The sequence below is a fragment of the Janthinobacterium sp. GW460-12-1-14-LB5 genome, assembly GCF_059423585.1.
This window is the reverse complement of sequence record NZ_JBWKYD010000002.1, coordinates 1-26043: the sequence shown is the minus strand read 5'-3', so window position 1 is coordinate 26043 and position 26043 is coordinate 1. Positions and strand designations below refer to the sequence as shown.

At 66.4% G+C, this 26043-nt stretch carries 25 protein-coding genes and 1 pseudogene; 12 read left to right on the top strand and 14 right to left on the bottom strand.

Going from position 1 to position 26043, the window contains the following annotated elements; all coding sequences use genetic code 11:
• Positions 1-43: 43 nt before the first annotated feature.
• From AC07X6_RS01985 to AC07X6_RS01975, 3 genes and pseudogenes are all read right to left on the bottom strand, one after another.
• Positions 44-265 (bottom strand): annotated as a pseudogene (locus tag AC07X6_RS01985) (GNAT family N-acetyltransferase); the annotation flags it as partial.
• Positions 266-312: 47 nt separating this feature from the next.
• Positions 313-942: a Rossmann-fold NAD(P)-binding domain-containing protein gene (locus AC07X6_RS01980; RefSeq protein WP_494789909.1), complete on the bottom strand. Its 630-nt coding sequence runs from the start codon at positions 940-942 to the stop codon at positions 313-315.
• 45 nt (positions 943-987) lie between these two features.
• Positions 988-2268, bottom strand: a complete 1281-nt coding sequence (locus AC07X6_RS01975; protein ID WP_494789908.1) for an arsenic transporter — start codon at positions 2266-2268, stop codon at positions 988-990.
• 248 nt (positions 2269-2516) lie between these two features.
• Between AC07X6_RS01975 and AC07X6_RS01970 the strand changes: the two genes are divergently transcribed.
• Both AC07X6_RS01970 and AC07X6_RS01965 read left to right on the top strand, forming a co-directional pair.
• Positions 2517-2804 (top strand): 7(1) septoil knot domain-containing protein, encoded by a 288-nt coding sequence (locus tag AC07X6_RS01970; RefSeq protein ID WP_230538307.1) that lies wholly within the window; start codon positions 2517-2519, stop codon positions 2802-2804.
• A gap of 22 nt (positions 2805-2826) precedes the next feature.
• On the top strand, positions 2827-3015 hold the full coding sequence (locus AC07X6_RS01965; protein ID WP_494789907.1) for a hypothetical protein: 189 nt from the start codon (positions 2827-2829) through the stop codon (positions 3013-3015).
• Here AC07X6_RS01965 and AC07X6_RS01960 read toward each other — a convergent pair.
• The gene (locus AC07X6_RS01960; RefSeq protein ID WP_494789906.1) at positions 3005-3763 is read right to left on the bottom strand and encodes an IclR family transcriptional regulator; all 759 of its coding nucleotides are present in this window, start codon (positions 3761-3763) and stop codon (positions 3005-3007) included. The two genes, AC07X6_RS01965 and AC07X6_RS01960, sit on opposite strands and share 11 nt — an antisense overlap.
• Positions 3764-3898: 135 nt before the next feature.
• Between AC07X6_RS01960 and AC07X6_RS01955 the strand changes: the two genes are divergently transcribed.
• Together AC07X6_RS01955 and AC07X6_RS01950 are read left to right on the top strand one after the other, a co-directional pair.
• A complete protein-coding gene (locus AC07X6_RS01955; protein WP_494789905.1) occupies positions 3899-5068 on the top strand; it encodes an MFS transporter in 1170 nt (389 codons plus the stop codon).
• Between the two features lie 4 nt (positions 5069-5072).
• A complete protein-coding gene (locus AC07X6_RS01950) occupies positions 5073-5759 on the top strand; it encodes a DAPG hydrolase family protein (RefSeq protein WP_494789904.1) in 687 nt (228 codons plus the stop codon).
• 7 nt (positions 5760-5766) lie between these two features.
• Here AC07X6_RS01950 and AC07X6_RS01945 read toward each other — a convergent pair whose 3' ends face one another.
• From AC07X6_RS01945 to AC07X6_RS01935, 3 genes are read right to left on the bottom strand one after another with little or no spacing between them, the layout of a single operon-like run.
• Complete coding sequence (locus AC07X6_RS01945; RefSeq protein ID WP_494789903.1) at positions 5767-7152, bottom strand: efflux transporter outer membrane subunit; 1386 nt, start codon at positions 7150-7152, stop codon at positions 5767-5769.
• On the bottom strand, positions 7152-10304 hold the full coding sequence (locus tag AC07X6_RS01940) for a multidrug efflux RND transporter permease subunit (protein WP_494789902.1): 3153 nt from the start codon (positions 10302-10304) through the stop codon (positions 7152-7154). The genes AC07X6_RS01945 and AC07X6_RS01940 overlap by 1 nt, the downstream gene beginning before the upstream one ends.
• Before the next feature lie 41 nt (positions 10305-10345).
• On the bottom strand, positions 10346-11518 hold the full coding sequence (locus AC07X6_RS01935) for an efflux RND transporter periplasmic adaptor subunit (RefSeq protein WP_494789901.1): 1173 nt from the start codon (positions 11516-11518) through the stop codon (positions 10346-10348).
• Between the two features lie 132 nt (positions 11519-11650).
• Between AC07X6_RS01935 and AC07X6_RS01930 the strand changes: the two genes are divergently transcribed.
• On the top strand, positions 11651-12397 hold the full coding sequence (locus AC07X6_RS01930) for a response regulator (protein WP_230538315.1): 747 nt from the start codon (positions 11651-11653) through the stop codon (positions 12395-12397).
• Positions 12397-13482 (top strand): ATP-binding protein, encoded by a 1086-nt coding sequence (locus AC07X6_RS01925; RefSeq protein WP_230538316.1) that lies wholly within the window; start codon positions 12397-12399, stop codon positions 13480-13482. Before AC07X6_RS01930 ends, AC07X6_RS01925 begins: the two co-directional genes overlap by 1 nt.
• Here the strand turns inward: AC07X6_RS01925 and AC07X6_RS01920 are convergent.
• The gene (locus AC07X6_RS01920; RefSeq protein WP_494789900.1) at positions 13479-14369 is read right to left on the bottom strand and encodes a LysR family transcriptional regulator; all 891 of its coding nucleotides are present in this window, start codon (positions 14367-14369) and stop codon (positions 13479-13481) included. The two genes, AC07X6_RS01925 and AC07X6_RS01920, sit on opposite strands and share 4 nt — an antisense overlap.
• Before the next feature lie 114 nt (positions 14370-14483).
• On the opposite strand from AC07X6_RS01920, the gene AC07X6_RS01915 reads away from it, so the two are divergent.
• Together AC07X6_RS01915 and AC07X6_RS01910 are read left to right on the top strand one after the other, a co-directional pair.
• The gene (locus AC07X6_RS01915) at positions 14484-15482 is read left to right on the top strand and encodes an aldo/keto reductase (RefSeq protein WP_494789899.1); all 999 of its coding nucleotides are present in this window, start codon (positions 14484-14486) and stop codon (positions 15480-15482) included.
• Between the two features lie 108 nt (positions 15483-15590).
• Positions 15591-16229, top strand: a complete 639-nt coding sequence (locus AC07X6_RS01910; protein WP_230538319.1) for an NAD(P)H-dependent oxidoreductase — start codon at positions 15591-15593, stop codon at positions 16227-16229.
• A 61-nt stretch (positions 16230-16290) separates the two neighbouring features.
• Here the strand turns inward: AC07X6_RS01910 and AC07X6_RS01905 are convergent, their stop codons facing one another.
• The 3 genes from AC07X6_RS01905 to AC07X6_RS01895 form a co-directional block, all read right to left on the bottom strand.
• The gene (locus AC07X6_RS01905) at positions 16291-17601 is read right to left on the bottom strand and encodes an ATP-binding protein (RefSeq protein WP_494789898.1); all 1311 of its coding nucleotides are present in this window, start codon (positions 17599-17601) and stop codon (positions 16291-16293) included.
• The gene (locus AC07X6_RS01900) at positions 17595-18260 is read right to left on the bottom strand and encodes a response regulator transcription factor (RefSeq protein ID WP_230538321.1); all 666 of its coding nucleotides are present in this window, start codon (positions 18258-18260) and stop codon (positions 17595-17597) included. Before AC07X6_RS01900 ends, AC07X6_RS01905 begins: the two co-directional genes overlap by 7 nt.
• A 77-nt stretch (positions 18261-18337) precedes the next feature.
• Positions 18338-18511, bottom strand: a complete 174-nt coding sequence (locus AC07X6_RS01895; RefSeq protein WP_494789897.1) for a hypothetical protein — start codon at positions 18509-18511, stop codon at positions 18338-18340.
• A gap of 234 nt (positions 18512-18745) precedes the next feature.
• Between AC07X6_RS01895 and AC07X6_RS01890 the strand changes: the two genes are divergently transcribed.
• A complete protein-coding gene (locus AC07X6_RS01890) occupies positions 18746-20611 on the top strand; it encodes a LodA/GoxA family CTQ-dependent oxidase (protein ID WP_494789896.1) in 1866 nt (621 codons plus the stop codon).
• Positions 20608-21711, top strand: a complete 1104-nt coding sequence (locus AC07X6_RS01885; RefSeq protein WP_494789895.1) for a tryptophan 7-halogenase — start codon at positions 20608-20610, stop codon at positions 21709-21711. The genes AC07X6_RS01890 and AC07X6_RS01885 overlap by 4 nt, the downstream gene beginning before the upstream one ends.
• Before the next feature lie 379 nt (positions 21712-22090).
• Here AC07X6_RS01885 and AC07X6_RS01880 read toward each other — a convergent pair whose 3' ends face one another.
• From AC07X6_RS01880 to AC07X6_RS01870, 3 genes are read right to left on the bottom strand one after another with little or no spacing between them, the layout of a single operon-like run.
• Positions 22091-22753 (bottom strand): DUF799 domain-containing protein, encoded by a 663-nt coding sequence (locus tag AC07X6_RS01880; protein ID WP_442908018.1) that lies wholly within the window; start codon positions 22751-22753, stop codon positions 22091-22093.
• Complete coding sequence (locus AC07X6_RS01875) at positions 22750-23118, bottom strand: DUF4810 domain-containing protein (protein ID WP_442908019.1); 369 nt, start codon at positions 23116-23118, stop codon at positions 22750-22752. Before AC07X6_RS01875 ends, AC07X6_RS01880 begins: the two co-directional genes overlap by 4 nt.
• Positions 23119-23126: 8 nt before the next feature.
• Entirely contained in the window at positions 23127-23801 is a 675-nt protein-coding gene (locus tag AC07X6_RS01870) for a CsgG/HfaB family protein (protein ID WP_494789894.1), read from the bottom strand.
• 308 nt (positions 23802-24109) lie between these two features.
• Here AC07X6_RS01870 and AC07X6_RS01865 point away from each other — a divergent pair, with 308 nt between their 5' ends.
• Together AC07X6_RS01865 and AC07X6_RS01860 are read left to right on the top strand one after the other, a co-directional pair.
• Positions 24110-25309: a YbfB/YjiJ family MFS transporter gene (locus tag AC07X6_RS01865; RefSeq protein WP_494789893.1), complete on the top strand. Its 1200-nt coding sequence runs from the start codon at positions 24110-24112 to the stop codon at positions 25307-25309.
• 43 nt (positions 25310-25352) lie between these two features.
• The gene (locus AC07X6_RS01860) at positions 25353-25886 is read left to right on the top strand and encodes an ankyrin repeat domain-containing protein (protein ID WP_494789892.1); all 534 of its coding nucleotides are present in this window, start codon (positions 25353-25355) and stop codon (positions 25884-25886) included.
• Positions 25887-26043: the final 157 nt, after the last annotated feature.

The following is a 26043-nucleotide window of genomic DNA, read 5'->3' as shown; positions in this document are numbered from 1 at the left end:
CCCGGCCCAGTCCCTGGCCATGCGCATCCTGCGCCACCATGCCCCAGCACAGGCTGGCGACGCTGCCGCCCGCCTCGATGGCATGGCCGCCGCAGGCGACGATGCGGCCGTCGTGCAGAATCACCAGATACGGATGCGTCGAGGTATCGAGCCAGGCGGCAAAGTCCGCGCGCTCGGACGGGTCGAAAAAGCGCGGCGCATTGCCGTCGAACAGGGCCAGGCAGGCGTCGCGGTCGCCGGCCCGGTAAGGACGTATTGTTTGCATTTTCCGTACTCAAAAGAACATGAATGCCGATTATAGGCGATGCGCATTCATGCCAGCTGCTCCGAACTGACGATGTGCACGCCCGGCGCCGCGGCCAGCGCCGCTTCCAGCAGGGCGCCGGCGATGCGCGGCGCGGGATTGATGCGCCAGCGGCGCGGCAGCACGGGGCCCAGCACGCGCAGCACGCGCAAGGCGGCGCCCTCGCCCGCGCGCGCCTGCTCGCGCTCGCCGCCGATCAGGCCCGGCCGCACGTACGTGAGCGATGCAAAACCCAGCTGCTCCAGGTCGCGTTCCAGCTCGCCCTTGACCCGGTTATAGAAGATGCGCGAGCCGGCATTGGCGCCGGCGGCGGAATTGAGCGCGTACGCGCGCGTGCCGGCCGCCAGCGCCAGGCGCGCCACGGCCAGCGGATAGTCGTGGTCCACGCGCCGGAACGCCTGCCGCGTACCGGCCACCTTCATGGTCGTGCCCAGGGTGCAGATGACGGCGTCCGCCCGCCACCACGGCGCGCCGGGCGGCAAGCGGTCGAAATCGACGAGCGGCGCATCGAGCTTGGGATGCGCGGGCAAGGCCTTGCGCACGGGCGCGACGACCTGGCTGACGCGCGCGTCGGCCAGCGCCAGGCGCAGCACTTCGCGGCCCACCAGGCCGGTGGCGCCGACGAGCAGTAATTTCATGGCTTTCCCGTTCAAGTTGCTGTCAGCCACCACCATACACGGAACTCAGGACAGGCGCAGCGCCAGCGCCGCCAGGGTCGCCAGCAGCACGGGCACGGTCAGCACGATGCCGATGCGGAAGTAATATCCCCAGGAAATGTGGATATTCTTGCTGTCGAGCACATGCAGCCACAGCAAGGTAGCCAGGCTGCCGATGGGCGTGATCTTCGGGCCCAGGTCGCTGCCGATGACGTTGGCGTAAATCATCGCCTCGCGCACGGCGCCCTGCGCCGTCGTCGGGTCGATGGCCAGCGCGCCCACCAGCACCGTCGGCAGGTTGTTCATCACGGACGACAGCAAGGCCGTCAATACGCCCGTGCCCATGGCCGCGCCCCACACGCCGTACTGGGCGAAATGGTTGAGCATGCCCGTCAGGTAAGCCGTCAGGCCCGCATTGCGCAAGCCGTACACGACCAGATACATGCCCAGCGAAAAGACGACGATCTGCCACGGCGCATGACGCAGCACATGGCGCGTGGAAATCACGTGCCCCTTGCCCGCCACGCCCAGCAGCAGCGCGGCGCCCACGGCGGCGATCAGGCTGATGGGCACGCCCAGGGCTTCCTGCGAGAAAAAGCCCACCAGCAGCAGCGCCAGCACCAGCCAGCCGGCGCGGAAGGTGGGCAAGTCGCGGATGGCGGCGTCCGGGCGTTTCAGCTGCGCCACGTCATAGTCGCGCGGGATATCCTGGCGGAAAAAGAGCAGCAAGGCTGCCAGGGTGGCAAGCACGGCGACGACGTTGACGGGCACCATCACGGACGCGTACGCGGCAAAGCCGATCCTGAAATAGTCGGCCGAGACGATATTGACCAGGTTCGACACCACCAGCGGCAGGCTGGCCGTGTCGGCAATGAAACCGGCCGCCATCACGTAGGCCAGGGTGGCCTTGGCGGAAAACTTCAATGCCCGCAGCATGGCGATGACGATGGGCGTCAGGATCAGCGCGGCGCCGTCATTGGCGAACACGGCGGACACCAGCGCACCCAGCAAGACCAGCAGCACGAACAGTTTGGTACCGCTGCCGCCGCCCCAGCGCGCCACGTGCAAGGCGGCCCACTCGAAGAAGCCGGCCGCGTCCAGCAGCAGGCTGATGATGATCACGGCAACAAAAGTGCCGGTGGCGTTCCACACGATATGCCAGACGACGGGAATGTCGCCCCAGTGGATCACGCCGGCCAGCAAGGCGACACAGGCGCCGATGACGGCGCTCCAGCCTATGCCCAGGCCGCGCGGCTGCCAGATGACGAGGGTTAAAGTGGCGAGAAAGATCAGGAAAGCGGTGAGCATGGGGCGAGGTTCCGTGCGATGCGGCGTCGCGGGCACCATGCGCCGCAGCCGTTGTATGTTTTCATCTATTCCATAATACTGGAATTATTGAATTAATGCAAAACAGCAAGGCATTCCTTCACGTCGAGGCGATGGCCAGGGCGGGAACCAGCGGTGAAAAAAAAGTGTCTCCGCCGCCGTTTGCACTTGTCTTTCAGCAACTTAATCGGTGTATAGTCGCAGGCACGATTGCAACTGGGGTCAGGAAAGTGGCACGCATTTATCAGACCAACAACATGGGTGAAGCCGACGTGCGGGTGGCCATCGTGCAGCGCGGCAATGCCGACTTGCTCGTGCACCGCGCAGCCAGCCGGGGCCTGGCGACAGGCGACGCGCAGTGGTTCATCACGCGCGAGCGCCAGGACGCCACGGCCAGCGTGTACTTCACCTCGCAAGGCTTTGCGCAGCTGACCATCTGTTTTGTCGACCAGGCCGGCGAGGCAGGCTGGACCAGGCCACACCGGCTCAAGGGCTGCCTCTCGCACGGCGGCAGCTGACACTCAAGCGGAGGAATGCGTCATGGATTTGATTTTGCTCGAACCCGGCAACCCTGACCTGGTGTTCGGCAAGGCGCCGGACGGCGGCAGCCTGATCGACAGCGCCTGGAGGGACAACGGCGCGCTGCAGGCGGACGGCCAACCCGGCACCCGACACACGACGGGCTGGAGCCTGGCACGCAACCGCCCGATCGGCGCTTTTACGGCTTGACACCGAGCACGGCTTCGACTTCCGCCTTGCACTGCAATAGCGCCGACAGCAGCAGCTCCCGCTGGGCGTGGAAACGCAGGGCCGGCACGCCCAGCGACAGCGCGTAGCGCTCGCTCGTGCCCGTGTCCAGGGCCACGCCGATGCCGCACACGCCCGGCGCGTGCTCTTCCATATCGACGGCGTAGCCCTGCGCGCGCACCTGCGCCAGGTGCGGCAGCAGTTGCGCAAGCGCCACGATGGTCTGGCCCGTGCGCGCTTCCAGGCGTTCGCCGAACAGCAGGCCCAGCGCCTCGTCCGGCATCTGCGCCAGCAGCGCCTTGCCATGCGCGGTGCAGTGGATCGGGTAGGCCGTTCCCACGGCCGAGACGACGCGCAGTTCATGGTCGGAACAGTACTGGTCCACCGACACCGCATGCAGGCCGCGGTACACGCACACGTCCACCGTTTCGCGCGTGCGCCGGCCCAACGCTTCCGCATATGGCCGCAGGACCGCCACCACGTCCGTATGCGCCGACGCCGCCAGACGGGCGATGGCCGGCCCCAGCTTCACCCCGCCGGCGCCGGAACTGACCAGTTGCTGGGCTTCCAGCGCGGCGACGATGCGGTGCACCGTGGTGCGCGGCAAGTCCGCGCCCTTGGCGATCTGCGCCAGGCTCAGGCCGCCCGTCTGGTTTTCCAGCGCGCGCAGCACCGCCGCCGCGCGCGCAATGACTTGCTTGCCGCTATTGCCTTCGTTTTCTTCACTCATCTCTTTACCCAATTGTGCATGACGATAGCTGCCGTGACGGCATTGACCGGCATTGTACATGGCCCTATAATTGTTCCATCATTCGGAACACTGTTCCGACCAACGGTTTAATTAACCAGAACACCAGGGAGGCGCATGTCCAGCCGCAGTATATCGAAGAGAGCAACGTGCACGCTCCTTTGCGTTGCCAGCCTGACCATCATGGTGGGATGCGTGCTGGTTCCGGGATTGCCGTCCATCGCCGCGCGGCTCGGCGTGGCCGACGCCGCCAGCTGGCTCGTCACGCTGCCCTCGCTGGGCGTGGTGCTGGCCGGCCCCTTCGCCGCCATGCTCATGCAGCGCCTGGGACTGCACCGCAGCCTGCTGGCGGGGCTGTTCCTGTACGGCTTGCTGGGCGTCTCGGGCATGTTCCTGCATGGCCACCTGGCCGTGTTCGCCGACCGTTTCCTGCTGGGCGCGCCGACGGCGCTGGTGATGGCCTCGGGCACGGGCTTGATCTCGGCCTTGTTCAGCGGCCAGGCGCGGCTGCGCATGATCGCCAGGCAAGGCATGACGATCGAACTGGGCGGCGTGCTCTTCCTTGCCCTGGGCGGCCTGCTGGCCACGGCGGGCTGGCGCTATCCCTTCCTGCTGTATCTGGCCTCCTGGGTGCTGCTGGCATTCGCCTGGCGCTGCGTGCCGGCACTGGTGCCGGCCGGGGATGGCGGCATGGATGGCCCTGGCCCGTCGCGCGCCCTGCTCCACGTCCATGCCCTGGCGGCGCTGTCCATGACGGTGTTCTTTGCCGCCATCATCGTCTTGCCCCTGCGCTTGCAGCAGCTGGGCTGGAGCGAGGACCGGGCCGGGTATTTGCTTTCCTTCGTGTCGCTGGTGGCCGTAGCGGCCGCCTGGCTGATGCCCCAGGCCGTCCGGCGCCTGCATGAACACGGCACCCTGGGCGCCGCCTTCGCCTGTTATGCGCTGGCACACCTGCTGTTTGCGGGCGCCGCCGCGCTGCCCACGCTGCTGGCCGGCGCCGTGGCGCTGGGGATGGGCTTCGGCCTGTCGGTGCCCCTGTGCACGCACATGACGGTCGAGCGCAGCCACCTGCCCAGCCGCAACCGCAACCTCGCGTATCTGTCGATGGCCATCTTCGGCGGGCAATTTCTCTCTTCCTTCATGACGTATCTGCCCGGCAGCCACGCCACGATGTTTGCCGCCACGGCCGCGCTGGCCCTGCTGGGCGCGGCCGTGGCGGCCGCCCCGCTGCTGCGCCGCCGCGCCGCCGGCTCCGCGACTGTTTCCACCACCCGCACTGAAAGGTAAGACCATGGATCTCAACGACGTCCACGCCCTGCTGCACCCCACTCCCCTGGCGCTGGAAACGGGCTTCGAACGGCTGCCCAGCGGCGTGCTGCACGTGGCGTGCCGCACCGACTTGCCAAATTGCACTGGCGAGATGTTTGAATGGTGGTTCCGTTCGCGGCCCGACACGGAACGCTACCTGATGTGGCATCCGGTCGACCACCTGGCCAGCGGCTGGATCGAAGGCAGCGCCGAGACGCACGTCGGCTCCATCCACCTGGCGGAAGAATTTTTCAGCGGCATGCCGGCCGAACAGCTGGCCATCCAGTTCCGCGATCCGCGTGAGTTCTTTGAGGTACAACAATACGCGGCGGCGCGGGCCGAGGGCCGCATTTCGGCCGCCGTGTGCGCCAGAGTGGGCATGAGCTATGCGCCGCCCCGCACGGCGGACGGCGCCGTCATCGGCGGGCGCCTGCTGCACATGGGCCGCGACACGGCCTGGGGCATGACCTTGCGCAGCCATTTCTACATGGGGCAGGACTTGCCGGACGCCGGCCACAGCCCGCAAGAGATCGCCGCCCTCTTCCCCGATGCATTCGCCCGCGCCCTGCTCATGCATTGCTACAACGAATTCACTTTCCTGGCGCAATTCCTGCGCTCCCACTACCAGGCGAAGCACCGCGACAGCGTGCCCGTGGCGCTGCCCTGGTAGACGGAGGTCACTCCTCGAGGCCGCCTCCCAGCGCCTTGTACAGGGCCACGGCCGACTTGAACTGGTCGCGCCGCGCGTCGAGCAGGGCTTGCTGGGCCGCATACGACTGGCGCTGCGCGTCGAGCAATTCCAGCCGGCTGTCCTGGCCCGCGTCGTAGCGCAGCTGCGACAGGCGCTGGCGCTGCCGCGCCGCCGCCACCACGCGCTCCTGCGCGGCGATCTGCTGCGCAAACGTGGCGCTGCCGGCCAGGCCGTCGCGCACGTCGCGGAAGGCCGCCTGGATCGCCTGCTCGTACTGCAGCACGGCCACGTCCTTGCGCAACCGCGACAGCTGCAGTTCCGCGCGCAGCTGGCCGCCCTGGAACAGCGGCTGCGTCACTTGCGGCGCGAACGACCAGCTGCGCGCGCTGCCGCGGAACAGGTCGCCCAATTCCGGGCTGGCCAGGCCCAGCGACGCCGTCAGCGACAGGCGGGGGAAGAAGGCGGCGCGGGCGGCGCCGATTTCCGCATTCGCCGCCACCAGCGCGTATTCGGCCTGCAGGATGTCGGGACGGCGCGCCAGCAAGTCCGACGTCAGGCCGGGCGGCAACTGCGTCAGCACGGGCTGGCCAGCGAGCGGCCGGCCGGCGGGCAAGTCCGTTGGCAATGGCGCGCCGAGCAGCAATTCCAGGTTGTTGCGCGAAAGTAGACTGGCCCGTTCCCGGGCCTGCACGTCTGCCTCCGCCGTGGCGGCCTGGCCTTCGGCTTGCGCCATGTCAAGGCCGCTGCCCTGCTGTGCGCCGTGCAGGCGCTGCGTCAGGATCAAAGCCTGGCGCCAGTCAAGCAGGGTTTGCCGGGCCAGCGCCAGCTGTTCCTCGGCCAGCCTCTGTTCCAGGTAGGCGTCGGCCACGGCGCCGATCAGGGCCATGTGCGCGGCGCGCTGGCCCTGCTGCGTGGCCAGGTAGCGGGCAAACGCGGCGTCCGACAGCGAGCGCAGGCGGCCGAACAGGTCGATCTCGAACGCGCTCATGGCGATACCGGCCGTGAACTGGTTTTGAACGGTGGCATCGGCGCCGCGCTGGCGCACGCCGCCCGCATTTGCGCCGATGGCCGGATAGCGGCCCGCGTCCTGGATCTGGTACTGGGCCCGCACGGCTTCCACGTTGAGCGAGGCCACGCGCAAGTCGCGGTTGTTTTCCAGCGCGATGTCGACCAGGCGCTGCAGGCGCGCATCGAGCAGCATCTGGCGCCAGCCCAGGCCGGCCGCGGTGTCGGCCGCGGTGCCGGCCACGACTGGCGCGGACGCCTCGGCATACGCAGCCGGAATGGGCGGCGCCGGCTTGACCAGCGGCGGCGTCAGGGAACACGCCGACAAGGCCAGCGCGGCCAGGGGCATGATAAATATCAAACGCATTACGATTCTCCTTCCACCGCCTTGACGGCGGTGCGATTGCGCTTATTGTCTTTTAGAAAATAGCTTGCCATCCTGTCGACAGTGCCCAGCACCACGACAAAGAACACGGGCACGAAAAACACGGCCAGCACGGTGGCGGTGATCATGCCGCCGAACACGCCCGTGCCGATCGCGTGCTGCGTTTCGGCACTGGCGCCCGTGGCCAGCATCAGCGGCACCACGCCCAGCGCGAACGCCAGTGACGTCATCAAAATCGGGCGCAAGCGCAGGCGGGCCGCTTCCACCGTCGCCTCGACCAGCCCCTTGCCCTGCGCTTGCAGCTGGCGCGCATATTCGACGATCAGAATCGCATTCTTCGCCGACAGGCCGATGATCGTGATCATGCCCACCTTGAAGAACACGTCGTTCGGCATGCCGCGCAGCATCACGGCCAGCACGGCGCCCAGCAGGCCCAAAGGCACCACCAGCATCACGGAGACGGGAATCGACCAGCTTTCATACAGGGCCGCCAGCACGAGGAACACCACCAGCATCGACAGTGCCATCAGCATGGGCGCCTGCGAGGCCGATTCCTTCTCTTGCAGCGACTGGCCCGTCCACGCCAGCGCGAAGCCGGGCGGCAATTGCTTCACCAGACGCTCCATTTCCAGCATGGCGTCGCCGCTCGACACGCCGGGCGCCGCGCTGCCGGAAATGCGCGCCGACGGGTAGCCCTGGTAGCGCACCAGCTGCAGCGGCGACTCGCTCCACACGGGACGCACCAGCTCGCCCAAGGCCACCATGCCGCCCGCGTTATTGCGAATGCGCAAGGCCAGCACGTCGTTCAACTGCATGCGCGATGGGGCATCGGCCTGGATGATCACCTGCTGCATGCGGCCGGCGTTCGGGAAATCGTTGACATAGGTCGAACCCATGGCCGCCGTCAGCATGTCGGCAATCGCCGTAAACGGCACGCCCAGCGCTTCCGCCTTGGTGCGGTCGATGTCGAGGCGCACGCTGGCGCCGGGCGGCAAGCCGTCCGGATACACGCCCGCCACCTTGCCGCTTTGCGCGGCCAGGCCCAGCAGCTGGTTCTGCGCCGCCTGCAGGGCCGCGATGCCCTGGCTGGCGCGGTCTTGCAGGCGCAGGGAAAAGCCGGACGAGTTGCCCAGTTCATCGATGGCGGGCGGCATCAGGCTCATGATCACGCCCTCCTTCGCCTGCGCCATGGCCGCCTGCGCCAGCGCCACCTCTTCCTGCGCCGTGGCGCCGTTGCGCTGTTTCCAGTCCTTCAGCATGGTGAACGCCAGGCCCGCATTCGGTCCCGCGCCGGAAAAGCTGAAGCCGAGGATCGATTGATTTACCTCAATGCCGGGCCGCGTGGCCACGTGCTGCTCGTACAGTTTGACGACATCGAGCGTGCGCTCCATGGTGGCGTCGGACGGCAGCTGGATCGAGGTAATAAAATAGCCCTGGTCTTCTTCCGGCAAAAAAGCCGACGGCAGCTGCATGAAGGCCACGCCCAGCGCGGCGACAATGGCGACATACAGCACCATCGAGCGCCCCGCGCGCTTGAGCATCGCCACCACGCCCTTTTCATAGCGCGCCGTCATGCGGTCAAACTGGCGGTCGAACCACCGGAAAAATCCCTTTTTATCGTGGTCATGCGGGCCGATGGGTTTCAACATGGTGGCGCACAGGGCCGGCGTCAGGGTCAAGGCCAGAAACGCCGAGAACAGGATCGACACGGCCATGGCCAGGGTGAACTGGCGGTAGATGGCGCCCACGGAGCCGCTGGCCAGCGCCATCGGGATGAACACGGCCGTCAGCACCAGGGTGATGCCGACCACCGCCCCCGTGATTTCGCGCATGGCTTTCGACGTCGCTTCCTTTGGCGACAGGCCTTCCGTCGCCATCAGGCGCTCGACGGCTTCCACCACCACGATGGCGTCATCGACGATGATGCCGATGGCCAGCACCATGCCGAACATGGTCAGCACGTTGACGGAATAGCCGGCCAGCAGCATCACGGTAAAGGTGCCCATCAGGGCGATCGGCGCGACGATGGCGGGAATCAGGGTGTAGCGTATCTTTTGCAGGAACAGATACATGACGAGGAAGACCAGCACCATCGCCTCGAGCAGGGTGACGATGACCTTTTCGATCGAGATCTTCACGAACGGCGCCGTATCGAAGGGCACCGAATACTTGATCCCGGCCGGCATGGTGTGCGCCAGTTCGGCCATGCGCGCACGCACGGCGGCCGCCGTCTGCACGGCGTTGGCGCCGGGCGACAGCATGATGGCGGCGCCCGACGCGGCCTGGCCGTTTTCGCGGATGCTGAAATTGAAGCTTTGCGCCCCCAGCGACACTTTCGCCACGTCACCGATGGTCACTTTCGAGCCGTCCGCATTCGCGCGCAGCACGATGGCGGCAAATTCGGACGGGGTTTGCAACTGGCCCTGCACCGTCAGCGGAATCGTCACGCGCTGGCCGTGCACGGCGGGCGAATCGCCGAGGCGGCCCGGCGCAATCTGCGCATTCTGCTGCGCGATGGCGGCCGTCAGTTCGCCCATGGCGATGTTGTACGACACCAGCTTGGCCGGATCGACCCAGATGCGCATGGCCCGCTCGGAGCCGAACAGCTGCACCTTGCCCACGCCGGGAATGCGGCGCAGTTCTTCCGTCACGTTGCGCGCCAGGTAGTCGCCCAGCGCCACTTCGTCATGCTGGCCATTGTCGGAGATCAAACTGACGATCATCAAAAAGCCCGACGACGCCGATTCCACCGTCAAGCCGTTTTGCCGCACGGCCTGCGGCAGGCGCGGCTCGATGGCTTTCAGGCGGTTCTGCACATCCACCTGCGCCATTTCCGGGTCGGTGCCCGGCTGGAAGGTGACGGTGATCGAGGCCGATCCCGACGTATCGGTGGACGACTCGAAATACAGCAGGTGCTTGACGCCCGACAATTCGCGTTCGATCAGGCTGACCACGGAATCGTTCATGGTTTGCGGCGTGGCGCCAGGGTAGTTGGCGCTGATGCTGACGCTGGGCGGCGCCACGGAAGGAAAACGCGCAATCGGCAATTGCGGTATGGCGATCAGTCCGAACAGGACGATGAAGACCGCCACCACCCACGCAAAGACGGGGCGGTTGATGAAAAACTGAGGCATGTAATTAAACTTTCAATAAGTACACTTTAAATATGTACGGATCAGCGCACGGCGCTGACGACGGGCGCGGTGGCGACGGCGGCGGCGCGCTTCCACGGCTGCGGGGCGGCGGTGGCGCCCGGCTGCAGGCGTTCCTGGCCTTCGATGACGACGGTGTCGCCCGCCTTCAGGCCGCCGCTGACCACGTACTGGTGCTCGACCACGTCGCCCACGGTAATCGGCTTCAGGCTCGCTTTGTTCGTGCCGTCCAGCACCCAGGCCTGCGCCTGGCCGCCGCTGCTGCGCAAGACGGCTTGCTGCGGCAGCAGCATGCCGTTGGCCTGCACGGCGCGGGCGATGCGGGCGCGCACGAACATGCCCGGCAGCAACTGGCGCTGCGGATTGTCGACCAGCACGCGGATGACGGCGTCGCCCGTGCCCGCATCGACGCTGATGCCCGAGAACAGGATGCGGCCCGTGACGGGATGCGGCTGGCCGTCGGCGCCTAAAATGGTCACGGGCAGCTTGTCCGCGCCGTCCGTGCCGTCCGAACCTGCGGCCCGCAGCGCGGCCAGCGCGGCGGCCGGCTGGCGCACGTCGACATACACCTTGTCGATCTGCTGGATGCGCGCCATCGGCGCCGCATCGGCCACACCTACGAGCGCGCCTTCCGTCACCAGTTCGGAGCCGATGCGCCCGGCAATCGGCGCCTCGATGCTGGCGAAGGCCAGGTCCAGGCGGCGGCGGGCCAGGGTCGCGCGCGCCTGCGCCACGGTGGCCACGGCTTGCTCGCGCTGGGCCACGGCATCGTCATACGCCTGGCGGCTGATGGCGTCCGCCTCCACCAGCGGTTTTAACCTGTCCGTCTGGCTGCTGGCGCGGTTCGCCGTGGCCACCGCATGCTGCAGGGCGGCGGCGGCGGAATCGACATCCGCCTGGAATGGCGCCGGGTTGAGCTGGAACAACTTCTGCCCCGCCTGCACGTCGGCGCCCTGCTCGAACTGGCGGCGCAGCACGATGCCGCCCACCTGCGGACGGATGTCGGCCGTGCGGAAGGCGGCCACCCTGCCCGGCAATTCGTCGCTGAGGACGACGGGCGCCGCTTGCAGCTTGAGCACCGTGACGGCGGCGGGCGGCGCGGCCGCCTCTTCCGGCGCGGGTTTGGAACAGGCGGCAAGGCTGAACAGTGCCGCGGCGATCAACATGTTTTTCTTGGAGAGGTGGTTCGGATGCATGGTCTTTTCTATGGCAGATCCCAACCGGCGGTCCGGTCGACAGATAAGCGCAGCATAAAAGGCCAAGGTGGATATTTCGTCAAAGAAATGTGGAGATTCGATGGAGAGAAAGAAGAATGCTAGACTATTTCAATGAACTATCATCACAGCGCCAGCCAGCCCTCGTTTCTTGCCACCACGCCGCCTTCCGCCCTCGTCCTGATCGCCGAAGATGAACCGCAAATCGCCCGCATCCTCGCCGGTTACCTGGAGCGCGACGGCTACCGCACGGCCTTCGCCCTCGATGGCCAGGAAGCGCTGCAGCAGCACCTGGCGCTGGCGCCGGACCTGCTGCTGCTCGACGTGCAAATGCCGCGCGTCGACGGCTGGGGCGTGCTGGCGGAGGTGCGGCGGCGCGGCGAGACGCCCGTCATCATGCTGACGGCCCGCGACCAGGATGCCGACAAGCTGGCCGCCCTGCGCGTGGGCGCCGACGACTACATCATCAAGCCCTTCAATCCGGCCGAAGTGGTGGCCCGCGTGGCCGCCGTGCTGCGCCGCTCGCGCGTGCGCCACCACCCGGTCGGCGGCCAGCGCCTGCGCTGCGGCCCCATCGACATCGACCAGGAAACGTACGTGGCCAGCGTCCTGCGCGACGGCGCGCCCGTGCCCTTGACCCTGACGTTGACGGAATTCCGCCTGCTGGCCCACCTGGCGCGCACGCCGCGCCGCGTCTGCAGCCGCCTGGAATTGCTGGAGTCATGCATGCCCGAAAGCAATTCGATGGAACGCACGGTGGACAGCCACGTCAGCAAGCTGCGCAAGAAGCTGGAAGAAGCTGGCGTGATGAACATGCCCGCCAGCCTGCGCGGCGTGGGCTACCGGCTGGAAAGCGACTGATGCGCTTCACTGGCCTGAACCGGCAGATCATCCTGTCGATGTCCGTGCTGATGGTGTGCAGCATCCTGATCATCTGGATCGGTTCCTGGACCTTCTTCGCCATCGCCTTCAAGATTGATCCCGGCATGCTGTCCGAGCCGGACGACTGGTCGCCCAGCACCGTCGAATGGCTGTGGATCTTCGCCATCACCGTCTTCGGCCTGGGCCTGGCCGCGTTTTTCGCCATCAAGCTGGCCGCGCGCATCCTGAAACCGATCAATTCCGTGATGGACAGCGTGCGCCGCGTGGCCCACGGCGACCTGTCCGCGCGCGCCTTCGCGGGCGACCGCAGCCTGGGCGAGACGGCCATGCTGGTCGATGACTTCAACAGCATGGCCGAGCGCCTGCAGCGGGGCGCCAAGGAAAGCGAAACGTGGAATGCGGCCATCGCGCACGAACTGCGCACGCCCGTGACCATCCTGCGCGGCACCTTGCAGGGCGTCGTCGATGGCGTCTTCAAGCCCGAGGAAGTGCCGTTTTCCAGCCTGCTGGCGCAAGTCGAAGACCTGGGCCGCCTGATCGAGGATTTGCGCACCCTGAGCCTGGCCGACAGCGGCCACATGCAGCTGCGCATGGCGTGGACGGACCTGACCCTGGAAATCGAGGAAGTGGGCCGCCTGCTGGCGCAGGAAATGGAAGCGGCCGGTTTTACGCTGCAATTGCACCTGTCCGACCATCCCGTCTGCTGCGACGCGGCGCGCATCCGGCAAATCGTGCTGGCCCTGCTCGACAACGCGCGCCGCTACGCGCATCCGGGCCTGCTGCGCGTGCGCACCCGCGTGCTGGCCGGCCAGTACTACCTGAGCGTCGAGGATGCGGGCCCCGGCATTGCCGAGGAACTGGCGCCGCACGTGTTCGAAGCGTTCCGCCGCGGCGACAGCGCCAGGGTCGACCTGAACGCGGGCAGCGGCCTGGGCCTGGCCGTGGTCGAAGCCATCGCGCGCGCGCACGGCGGCAGCGCGGCCTGCACGCGCGGCAAGGCGGGCGGCAGCGTGTTTACCGTCAAGTGGCCGGTCGAGCACGGCGCGCCGCCGGCCGCTGTCTAGGCAACACCGCCGGCGCGCAGCATGTCGACAAAGGCGCGCAGCACGGGCGGCATCTGGCGCCGTCCCGGGTAGTACAGGAAGTAGCGGGATGGCGGCGGCAGGCAGTCTTCCAGCACGCACGCCAGCCGGCCCGCCGCGATATCGGCGCGCGCATCGGCCTCGTACACATAGGCCAGCCCCGCCCCATCGCGGGCCGCGCGCAGCATCAATTCATCGTCGTCGAACACCAGCGGGCCGCCGACGGCGATGCTGACGCCCTCGCCCGCCGGCCCGAATTCCCACGCATACTGGCGCCCGCTGGGAAAGCGCCGGCCCATGCAGGCGTGCGCCAGCAAGTCGCGCGGCGTGCCTGGCGCGCCATGCGCCGCCAGGTAGGCGGGCGACGCCACCACCACGAACGGCTGCGGCGCACCCACGGGCACGGCGATCATGTCGGCCGCCACCTGCTCGCCGAAGCGGATGCCCGCGTCAAAACCGTCGCGCACGATATCGATCATGCCGTCATCGGTGACCACTTCCACCTGCACGCGCGGATAGCGGGCGACAAAGCCGGCCAGCATGGGCGCCAGCAGCAGCCGGGCGGCCGGACGGGGCACGTTCAGGCGCAGCTTGCCTGCGGGTACATCCTGCAAGGCGCTCAAGTCCAGCAAGGCATCGTCGATCTCGCGCATGGCCGGTTCCAGCCGCGCCAATAGCTGCTGCCCCGCCTCGGTCGGCGTGACGCTGCGCGTGGTGCGGTTCAGCAGGCGCACGCCCAGGCGCTCTTCCAGCGCGCGCAATGCGTGGCTGAGGGCGGAGGCGGACACGCCACGTTCGAGGGCCGCCTGGCGAAAGCTGCGCAGGCGGGCGACGGCGGCAAAGGCCGTCAATTCGTTGAGGTCAGCCATTGTCGAGGAAAAAATTCATGAACAAAATTCAGTAATGCATGCAGGATTAGGCATCTTATCGCATGCTGTTGCTTCATCCATACTCCTTGCATCTTTTTTTGAAAGGAAATGACAATGGAACACAGAACACTGGGCCACTCCGGCTTGCGCGTCGCCCCCATCGGCCTGGGCTGCATGGGCATGAGCTTTGCCTACGGCGGCGCCGACGAAGCCGCCTCGCTGCGCGTGCTGCACCGGGCAGCGGAACTGGGCGTAACCCTGATCGACACGGCGGAAGTCTACGGCCCCTACGCCAACGAGGACTTAGTAGGCCGCGCCCTGAAGGAACTGCGCGGCAAAGTCAGCGTGGCCACCAAGTTCGGCTTCAAGATCTTGCCAGACGGCCAGGGCGTGGAACGCATGGCCGGCGTCGACAGCCGCCCCGAGCACATCGTGCAAGCCGTGGAGGCTTCGCTGTCCCGGCTCGGCATCGAGTGCATCGACCTGCTGTACCAGCACCGCGTGGACCCGGCCGTGCCCATCGAAGATGTCGTCGGCACCATGGCGGAGCTGGTGCGGGCCGGCAAGGTACGCCACCTGGGGCTGTCGGAAGTGTCGGCCGCCACCCTGCGCCGCGCCCACGCCGTGCACCCGATTACGGCCGTGCAGTCCGAATACTCGCTGTGGAGCCGCGACGTGGAAGCGGACGTGCTGCCCGCCTGCCGGGAACTGGGCATCGGCTTCGTACCCTACAGCCCGCTGGGCCGGGGCTTCCTGACGGGCAAGCTGCCCTCCAGCGCCTGCCTGGCGCCGGATGACTATCGCCACAGCCTGCCCCGCTTCCAGCCGCAGGCGATGGCGGCCAACGGGCAGATGGTTGCCGAATTGCAAGGCCTGGCGGTGGCGCGCGGCGCCACGGCGGCCCAGCTGGCCCTGGCCTGGCTGCTGGCGCAAGGCGACGACATCGTGCCGATTCCCGGCGCCCGCAGCCTGGCGCATCTGGAAGAGAACGTGGCCGCCGCGCAACTTACCCTGGGCGGCGCCGAGCTGGCCGCCATCGGCGCCGCCATCGCGCCCACCAGCGTGCAGGGCGCGCGCTACCCGGACGTGGAGCTGGCCATGGTGGGGCTGTAAAGGGCAAGAGACAGCTCATCTATACAACTCTCTTTGCGGGGCCGCACTTGAAATGGCTGAATCCGCTATCATTTCCAATCTGAACTATTCACTTTGAAAGGGATTCACATGTCCGATTTGCTCGAAACACTGCAATGGCGCTACGCCACCAAGAAGATGGACCCGGCGAAAACGGTGCCGCAAGACAAGGTCGAGCGCATCCTGGAAGCCGTGCGCCTGACGGCCAGCTCCAGCGGACTGCACCCGTATGAAGTGTTCGTCGTGACGAATCCGGCCCTGCGCGAGCAGATCAAGCCGCACGCGTGGAACCAGTCGCAAGTGACGGAAGCCTCGCACCTGCTGGTGTTTGCCGCCTGGGACAATTACACGGCCGAGCGCATCAACGCCCGCTTTGACCTGGTCAACACCGTGCGCGGCTTCAAGAACGAAGGCTGGGAAGCCTACCGCCAGCAAATCCTGGCCACGTATCCGCAGCGCGACGCGGAAACCAACTACCAGCACGCGGCGCGCCAGGCGTATATCGGCGTGGGCACGGCCCTGATCGCCGCGGCGCAGGAAAAAGTCGATTCGACGCCGATGGAGGGTTTTGACCCGGCCAAGGTCGATGAAATCCTGGGCTTGCGCGAAAAAGGCCTGCGTTCCGTCGTCATGCTGCCGCTGGGCTACCGCGCCGACGCAGGCGACTGGCTGGTGGACCTGAAAAAAGTGCGCCCTGCGCGCGAGCAGTTCATCACCGAGCTGGCCTAAGCACCTCAAGCGCCAGCGACTGAAAAGCGGATGCCCTCGCCGGCATCCGCTTTTTTTTCGCTCAGGCCGCCTGCGGGAAGCGCACCGTCACCTGCAAGCCCCGCCCCGCCTCGCCTTCGGCCAGCGCAATGTCCGCCTGGTGGTGCTCGGCGATATGGCGCACGATGGACAGGCCCAGGCCGCAGCCCCAGGCGTCGTTGCCGTCGGGGCGGAAGAAACGGTCGAACAGCCGTGCATGGTGCTGGCTTGGCACGCCGGGGCCGTTGTCGGACACGCGCAGCAGGGGCCTGCCCTCTTCCAGCGCCGCCTGCAAGTCGACCCTGCCGCCCTGCTGCGTGTAGCGCAAGGCGTTGTCGATCAGGTTATTCAGCAACACTTGCAAGCCGTCGGGATCGGCCTGCACCAGCACCGGGGCCGGCAGCGTTTCCACCACGCCCAGGTCGATCGCGCGGCTGTCGGCCAGCGCGCTGTGGTCGGCCACGGCCGCTTCCAGCAACTGTCCCAGATCCACCGTGTGCAGCTGGCTGGAAGTCAACGCCGTTTCATGGCGCGCCAGGCTGAGCAACTGGCGCACAAGGTGCGTGCTGCGGTCCAGCCGGTCATGCAGCTTGGCCAGCGCCACGCGGCGCTCGTCTTCGCTGACGGCCCGTTCGGCCACCTGCAGCTGCAGTTTCAGCGCCGTCAGCGGCGAACGCAATTCATGCGCCGCATCGGCAACAAAGGTGCGCTGCGCCGCCAGCGCCGCCTCGAACTGCCCCATCAGGCTATTGAGCGCCAGCGCCACGGGCCGCAGTTCGGGCGGCATATCGTCGGCCGCCAGCGGCGTCAGGGCATCGGGCGACCGGCCCGCGACGGATTCGGCCAGCCGGTGCAGCGGCGCCAGCGCGCGCGCCACCACGACGACGATCAGCCCCCCCAGGATCAGCGCGAACACCAGCAGCGGCGCGCCGGCGCGCATGGTCATCTGCCAGGCCAGCTGGTCGCGCACGGCCTGCGCCTGCGCCACCTGCACGTAGCGGCCGCGCCGCGTCTCGCCGTACAGGCGCCAATCCTCGCCGTGCACGGTAACGTCCGCAAAGCCGGCCAGCGCATAGCGCGGCAGTTGTTGTTCACCCGGCAAGACTGGCAAGGGCTGCCCCTCTTCGTCCCACGCCTGCAGCACGAACGCTTCTTCCGGCTCTTGCGCGGCGGCCAGGCCCGTCTGCGGCTCGAATTCGTCGGGCAAGGCCACGGCCAGCTGGCGCAGCTGCAAGTCGGCCAGCTCATTGGTTTCTTCCAGCAGCGAGCGGAATAGCGAAATGCCGGCACCGAGCACGCACAGCAAGGTGGCGGCCAGCAAACCGAGCAGCAATTGGCGGCGGATCGTCAGCATGGCGCCGTCCGCATCTTGTAGCCCACGCCGCGCACGGTCTGGATGGCGTCCGCGCCGAACTTCTTGCGCAGCTGATATACATACACGTCGACGGTATTGCTTTCCACTTCGCTATCCCAGCCGTACAGCTTTTCGCTCAGTTGCCGCTTCGACACCACCTTGCCCGGATGGTCGAGCAAGGCGCGCAACACGGAAAACTCGCGCGGCGGCAGCTTGATCAGCTCTCCCTCGAACGTGACGTCGTGGCTGGCCAGGTCCAGGATCAGCGCGCCATGCTCGATGACGGAGCGCGAACGGCTGACCCGGCGCCGCAGCAGCGCGCGGATGCGCGCCAGCAGCTCGTCGAGGTCGAACGGTTTGACCAGGTAATCGTCGGCGCCGCTGTCGAGCCCTTCCACGCGGGCCGGCGTGCCGTCGCGCGCCGTGATGATCAGCACGGGCAGCTCGGCGCCCCGCGCGCGCATGGCGCGCAGCACGTCCATGCCCTGCTTGCCGGGCAAGCCCAGGTCCAGCAGCATCAAATCGTAGGCGAAGCCGGCCAGCGCCAGCTCCGCATCGTGGCCATCGCGCACCCAGTCCACGGCATAGCACTCGCCGCGCAAGCCCTCGACCAGGCTTTCCCCGATCATCGGATCGTCTTCCACCAGCAACACGCGCACCCGGGCCTCTCAAGGTCTTGAAAAAGCCGCCATCTTACCTTGACCGGCGCCGCGCCGCATGCGCTGCTGCACTTGCCTTACTTGCCATACCCGCGGAACGGTGGAATATTGCCTTCTTGCGGATACAGCGCCACGCCTTTCGCAAGCGGTACCGCCGCAGCGAGCGCCTCGCCAGGCTGGGCCGCTTGCGATACCGGCAGAAAGGCCAGCAGGGATACCGCGCCAACACAGAAAATAGCCTTGATTTTCATATCATTCCTTGAAGGTTGCATAGAAAAGAGCGGATTAATATATTATTTTATATATTAAAAAACAGGCAATGCCAGCCCAAGATACCGACATGCCGGCAACAAGTCAATCTGTGCAGCAACTGGATTGCTGAGCCCTGCCCGGCATGAATTCACGCTAGCGTGACTATGTGCGCATTTGGCGCGTTTTTTATGCGGTATATTTTCCTTCCCTCCATGCACCTGGAAAGGCATGCCATGTCCAGTTCCACTCAAGATACCGTCATCGTCAAGGCGGCGATTTACCCCCCCATCGGCATTGCCCGCGTGGGCAACAGCCCCAGCGAGTATTTTCTGGGACCGGAGGTGCCGGAACCGGCGGCGCGGCCGGCCGGGTATTACCGCGATGCGTCCGGGGCCATCAAACGCCAGGCGGCCGGCTTTCGCATCTACGGCCTGAATGCCGCTGGCGTGGCGGTGGCCGAATTGAACGCCGGCAATGCCGACATCGAATGGTCCGTCACCCTGGCCAATACCAAGGCGGCGTGGTACCAGTTCCAGATCGCGCTCGATATTCCCGAGGCGCACGTCACCCAGCCCTCGTTCCTGCGCAACATGGCCGTCACCGACCGCGCGCAACTGTCCATCACGCCGGGCGAGCGCAAGATCAGCGGCAGCGAACAGCCGGCCGTGGCCTTCGACAGCGGCAGCTTCCTGGGCACGCCCGTCTACCTGGGCGAATTGCGCACGGACGCCATGGGCCGGCTGATCGTGCTGGGCGGCCGTGGCAAGTCCGCTTCGTGGAATGGCGCGCGCGCCATCACCTTTGCCAACAACGAAGGCTGGTACGACGACACGGCCGACGGCCCCGTCTGCGCCACCGTGCACTACCAGGGCCAGGCCTTGCCCGTCGACATGGCCTGGGTGGTCGTCGCGCCGCCCGACTACGCGCCGCAGCAAAAGTCGGTGCGCACCATGTGGGACTTGATGCGCGACTTGTTTGTTGCCGAAGGCAAAATTACCGCGCCTGCCGTTCCCTCGTTCCAGGACGATATCCGCCCTATTTTCGAACGCCTGTCCAACTTGCAATGGGTCAACGCCGGCTTCGCGGCCGCCTTCGGCTGGGATGGCAGCACGCCGTTCAGCCGCGACGAATGGATGGCGCGCCTGGCCAGCCCGTCCGAAAACCGCAAGGAGTGGCGCAACGTCATCTATAACCAGTTCCGCCAGTTCGAGCGCGACGCCTGGGCGCCATCGCCGTGGCCGTGGCTGTATGGCGACGCGATGGCCATCCCGCCGGCAGACACGCCGCGCCAGAACTGCGCGCTGAGCAATCTGCAATTGCGTTTCCTCAAGCAATGGGCCGCCGGCGAATTCACGGACGACTATGCGCCCGGCAAGGTGCCGCCGCAAAGCCTGGCCGACGTGGACGTGGCCCTGCAACCGGACACCCTGCTGCGCGCGGCCATGGAATTCTGCCTGGCCGACGCCTTCCACCCCGGCTGCGAAATGACCTGGCCCATGCGCCAGGCCAGCATGTACAGCGCGCCCTACCGCCTGGCGCACCGGCCGCCCGGCTGGGTCGAGCCCGATTACGGCGCCGTCTTGACGCCGGACAATATCGGCGGCCCCTGCTCGGCGCAGATCGCCGGCGGCGTGACGCGCTGGATGGCAGTGCCATGGCAGACGGACACGGCCAGCTGCCGCTCCGGCTACCAGTCCGACTACGATCCCTACGTGCCCACGTTCTGGCCCGCGCGCGTGCCGAACCAGGTGATGAGCAAGCTTGCCTACGACACGGTGATGAACCGCGAAGTGCCCATCGACGACCGCCTGGCCGCCTTCGCCCGGCGTGCCGCGTGGATACGTCCGCTGGGCAACATCAGCTATGAAGAGCAGATCAACAACATGATCGCCGACCTGGCGCAAGTGGGCGTGGTCGAGGTGCGCCCCGGCCCCACGGATATGACCGACTTCCCTGCCTTCCTGCAAGTGGAAAACCTGCCGCAGCCGATAACCGGCAGGCACCAGCTGCGCGCGGCAGCCTCCATACCGGACGAGTTCGTCGACGTCGACCTGGAAGGCACGGAAAAAGCGCGCCATCTGCAACGGCACCGCTTGTGACCGTGCTGCAGGCCGACGTGCTGATCGTCGGCGCCGGTCCGGCCGGCGCCACGGCCGCCCTGAACCTGGCGGGGCGGCACCGGGTCTTGCTGGTGGACCGGCTGGCCGCGCCGCTGGCGCGCATCGGCGAATCGCTGCCGCCGGCCGCCGCGCGCCTGCTACGGGACATGGGCTTGCTTGACGCCTTCCTGCGGCAGGGCCATGCGCCCTACCACGGCAACCGCGCCTGGTGGAACGGCGCCTGGACGGAACACCATTTTCTCAGTGATCCCGACGGGCACGGCTGGCACCTGGCGCGCGGCACCTTCGACCTGTGGCTGCGCGACGAGGCGCGCCGGCGCGGCGCCGCCCTGCTGGCCTCGGCCAAGGTCGCCGGCATCACGCCTGACGATGGCGGCTGGAGAGTACGGCTGGAAACGCCGCGCGGCCCCTGCGACGCGGCGGCGCGCATCGTCATCGACGCCACGGGACGCAGCGCCCGGCTGGCCCGCGGCATCGGGGCGCGGCGCCAGCGCAGCGACCGGTTAGTTTCAGTGTGGCAATACGGACATGAGCGCACGCCCTCGGCGCGGGGCGTTGCCCACATCGAGGCTTGCGAATACGGCTGGTGGTACAGCGCGCCCCTGCCCGGCCAGCGCCGCGTGCTGGCCCTGCACACGGATGCGGATTTACTTGACAGCAACGCCTTGCGCGATGCCGACTGGCTGGAAGCGGCGGCGCGGCGTCTGCCGGCCACGCGGGAATTACTGGAACAGCAAGGCTACATGGCCGCTACACAAACCCTGGCCACGCCCGCCCATACGGCCACCCTGGACGCCGGCGCCGGCCCAGGCTGGTTCGCCGTCGGCGACGCCGCCCTGAGCTTCGATCCATTGTCGTCCCAAGGCATCTTCAACGCCCTGTACACGGGCCTGGCCGCTGCCGAGACCGCCGACCGCACACTGCAGGGAGAGCCGCAAGCTTATCAACACTACCATGGCGAATTGTCGGCCATCGGCGCGGCGTACGAGCGCCACCTGGCGTACTGCTACGGCCAGGAAACGCGCTGGCCGTCGGCGCCGTTCTGGCGCCGGCGCAGGCCCGCGATACAAGCAAGCTGAGCCTGACAATGTTGCATTTTTAGCCATATTGTGCGCCAGTACGGCCGCATGACCAGGTCAAACCCGGCCTCGATGGCCCTGTCGTCCGCGCCCCATCTTGCCATGCCTCGCCGGCCGGCGCATCCACGGTGCCGGCCACGACCACGCAGTGAAGCGCCACGCTCGACAGCCGCCGGCGAACGCGATGAAATGCGCGCCATCCGTCAGCCATACCGAAATCTGCCAGCGTCGCCGGCAAAGTTTCGAGCGGCTGATCGCCAAGGGCGGCACCGTGGCCGTCGAGGTCTGAGCATGGCGGCCCGGACGCTTCAACTGAAGGGAAACCGAAGCGCCACGGGCCCTGCCTGATGCAGGGCCTGTGCGGGGTATTACCGAACGATTACTGCGCCAGATAGCGTTCCGAACGAGGGCCGTACAGCAAGCCGTTCGGCACGCCGGCCGACAGCATGCGCGCATTCGCCGTGCCAGCCAGCGGATGGCTGGCGTCGGTGCTGGTGTTGATGATCTGCTTGACCGCCGCCGTCACCAGCATACCGACCAGGCCGCCGCCACCGCTGTTATTGCCTTCATTGCTCGATGCACTGGCCGCGCCCTGCCACAGCAAGGCGCCCGTCTTCAGGTCGACCAGCTTGGCATCGACCGACACCACCGTCACGCTGTCGATCACGGCGTAGGTCGTGCCGTACTTGGAGATCGTCACGTACAGGCCCGCATCGGCGCCGAAAATCTCGTTGAGCTTCTTGGCATCGACGCCGTGGATATCGGCGGCGTTCGTCAAGCCGTTCTGCTTGAAGGTTTCACCGACCACGGCCACCGGCAGCACGTAGTAGCCCGCTTCGGCCAGCGGATAGGTCACTTGCGCGTAGACGCTGTTGGCGGCATTGACTTCGGGCGAGTTGTTCAACGGCGGCAAGACCACGATGGAACGGGGCTTGGCCGCCTTGAAGGCGGTGTAATCGTATGCCGCCTGCTTGGTGGCGCAACCGACCATGAAGATGGCGGGACCCAGGCACAGGGCCATTTTCAACATGCGCGACATCATAATTTTTCGCCTTTTTTCATTTTACCCAGCAGGAAGTCCATGTACGGCGCCGATTCCGGGAACAGCTTCTTCTCGTCCTCGAACTGCGCGGCGACCTGCTCCGGCTTGCCCGCGATCGAGTACAGCATGCCCAGGTGGGCGTGGTAGCCCGGCGGCGCGTGATTGCCCTTGGCAGCGATCATTTGCAAGTCTTTTTCCATGGCGGCGATCTGCTGCTCGGGGCTTTCACCCTTCAGGTATTCGTACACTTGCGGCTGGTAGCCTTCCCATTGATACAGGGTCTTCGATTGCGTGGCGCAACCGGTCAGGGCGGCACAGGCGAGCAGCGCCAGCAGGGCTGCGCCCTTGTTCATCATTGTTTTCATGGGATGCCTTATTGTCTGCGCAATGCGCCCGCTTCGACGCCAGCCACCAGGCGCTCGACGGCTTCGCGCATGGCCAGGTCCAGGACTTTGCCGTTCAGGGTGGCGTCATAGCTGGCGGTGCCGCCAAAACCCAGCACTTCACGGTTCGACAAGCTGTATTCGCCGGCACCACCAGCCGAGTACACGACTTCCGAGGTGGCGATATTGACAATGTTCAAGGTGACTTTGGCATACGCCACTTGCGTCTTGCCGCGGCCCATGATGCCGAACAATTGCTTGTCGCCAACTTCCTTGCGGCCGAATTCGGTCACGTCGCCCGTGACGACGAAATCGGCGCCCTTGATATTCTGGCCCTGCTTCTTGAAATCGGCTTCCTGCTTGAGTTCCGCCATGTTGTCGCGGTCGAGCACGTTGAAACGGTTGGACGTCTGCAGATGCGCAATCAGGATCGTTTTCGACTGGCTGCCCAGGCGGTCGACGCCATCGGAAAAGATGCCGCGCATGAAGTTCGAGCGGTTGTCGAATTTGCCGACAGCGATCAGGGTACGAGGACCAACGTAGGGACGGGCTGCGCTGGCAACCGTGGGGACAGCCAAAGCTTGCGACGATTCGGAAGCGCAGCCAGCCAGGGCCGCGCCAATCAGCGCTGCAATCAACAACGCGCCGGGTTTATTCTTGTTCATAGTGCCCTTATGATATATAGGATCAGGAGCAACTCACAAAATTGATTATAAGCAAGTTACTTTCCTAAATGCAATTATATGGCATTGTATGTCTTATAATTCTCTCCAAAAGTAACGATGGCAAGGATTGCATTGTTGCCAGCCACGTCAGGCGCGCGCCTGCTTGACTTCCCGGAGCCGATTCATTAACTTAGCAGTAAAAAAAGCGTGCAGGCAGCGCCGTACGCCACTGCCGCCACAGACCTTGCCCGCCGGCCTGCCCCACCCGGCGCCAACTCCACGCTCTCACATAGACGGGTCACCAGGCCATGCCGACACACGATCATTCCCCGGCCTATCCGCTGGCCACGGCGCTGGCGCTCTCGCTGGGCGCCGCCATTGCCCTGGGCCTGTCGCGCTTTTCCTATGGCTTGCTGCTGCCGCCCATGCGCGCCGACCTGGGCTGGTCCTACCTGCTGGCCGGGGCCATGAATACCTTCAATGCGCTCGGTTACTTTCTCGGCGCCCTGGCCACGCCGGCCCTGATGCGCCGCCTGGGCGTGTGGCGCTTGCTGATGACCGGCTGCGTGCTGGCCAGCGTCTTCATGCTGCTGTCGGGCCTGGTCAGCGATACGGCTGCCCTGTTCCTGCAGCGCGTGTGCGCGGGCGTGGCCAGCGCCTTCATCTTCATCGCCGGCGGCGTGCTGGCGGCGCGCCTCGGCTCCATGCACAGCCGGCGCGCCGGCCTGTATATCGGCTTGTACTATGGCGGCACGGGCTTCGGCATCACCCTGTCGGCCCTGCTGGTGCCGGCCACATTGACGTCCGCCCAGGCGCACGGCGCCGCGCATGCCTGGCAATGGCCCTGGCTGGCACTGGGCACGGCCTGCCTGGCCGCCACCGCCATCATGGCCCTGCCGGCGAAGGCGATCGGCGAAGCGCCGCGCGCCCTCGACACGCCGCGGCGTTTCGCCTGGCGCGACTTTTCCCCCAGCCTGGCCGGCTATTTCATGTTTGGCGTCGGCTACATCGGCTACATGACCTTCGTCATCGCCCTGCTCAAGCAGCAAGGCATGAGCGCCACCTTGATCACTGTCTTCTACACCGTATTGGGGTTGGCGGTGGTGGCGTCGTCACGCATCTGGGCGCGCATGCTGGACCGCTACAAGGGCGGCGAATCGCTGGCGATATTGAATGGCGTGCTGGGCGCGGTGACCATCCTGCCCGCGCTGACAAGCTTTGTGCCCGTCGTGTTCCTCTCCGGCCTGGTCTTCGGCGCCGTGTTCCTGTCGGTGGTGGCGTCGACCACGGCCCTGGTGCGGCATAACCTGCCGCAGCAATCCTGGACGGCCGGCATCACCGCCTACACGACCGTGTTCGCGCTGGGCCAGATCGTCGGCCCCATCGTCGTCGGCTGGATCGCCGATGGCCCGGCCGGCCTGGAACGGGGCTTGATCGCCTCGGCCATCGCCCTCTTCATCGGCGCGGCGCTGGCTGCGCGGCAAAAGGCGCTGGCGCCGGCCACATAGTAGACTGCAGGCATTAATTAACCACCTTGGCGGAAAGAACACGATGAACGACGATGCGCGCAAACGCCCGGCAACGATGGATGCCGAAACCTTGGAATTCATCCAGGGCCTGTTTGCCCTGGTGCGCGAAGGCGATACGCAGCAACTGGGCGCCATGGTAGCCCAGGGCGTGCCGGTCAACTTCCGCAACGAAAAAGGCGACAGCCTGATCATGCTGGCCAGCTACCATGGCCACCTGGAAACATCGCGCCTGCTGCTCGCAGCGGGCGCCGACGCCAACGTGCCCAACGACCAGGGCCAGACGCCGCTGGCCGGCGTGGCCTACAAGGGCTACCTGGAGCTCGCCGAACTGCTGCTCCAGCACGGCGCCAGCGTGGACGGCGCCAGCCCGGACGGCAAGACCCCGTTGATGATGGCAGCCATGTTCAACCGCCTGGCCATCCTCGACCTGCTGCTGCAGCACGGCGCCCGCATCGATGCCGTGGACAGCCGCGGCATGAGTGCCGTCACGCTGGCCAGGAGCATGAATGCACAAGAGACCCTGGCACGTCTGGCCAGCCTGGGCCAAGCGGAATAAAACAGGGGCACTGTCTGCCAGTAGTCGCGCTACGGCATCGCGGGAGATGGCGCGCGATTACGACCGCCAGAGCATCAAGCGCTAAGTGACGGTTTAAAAACTTAGCGGAAATTTAGTCGACGCAGCAGCAACGAACCCATGGCCAGGTAAATCATAT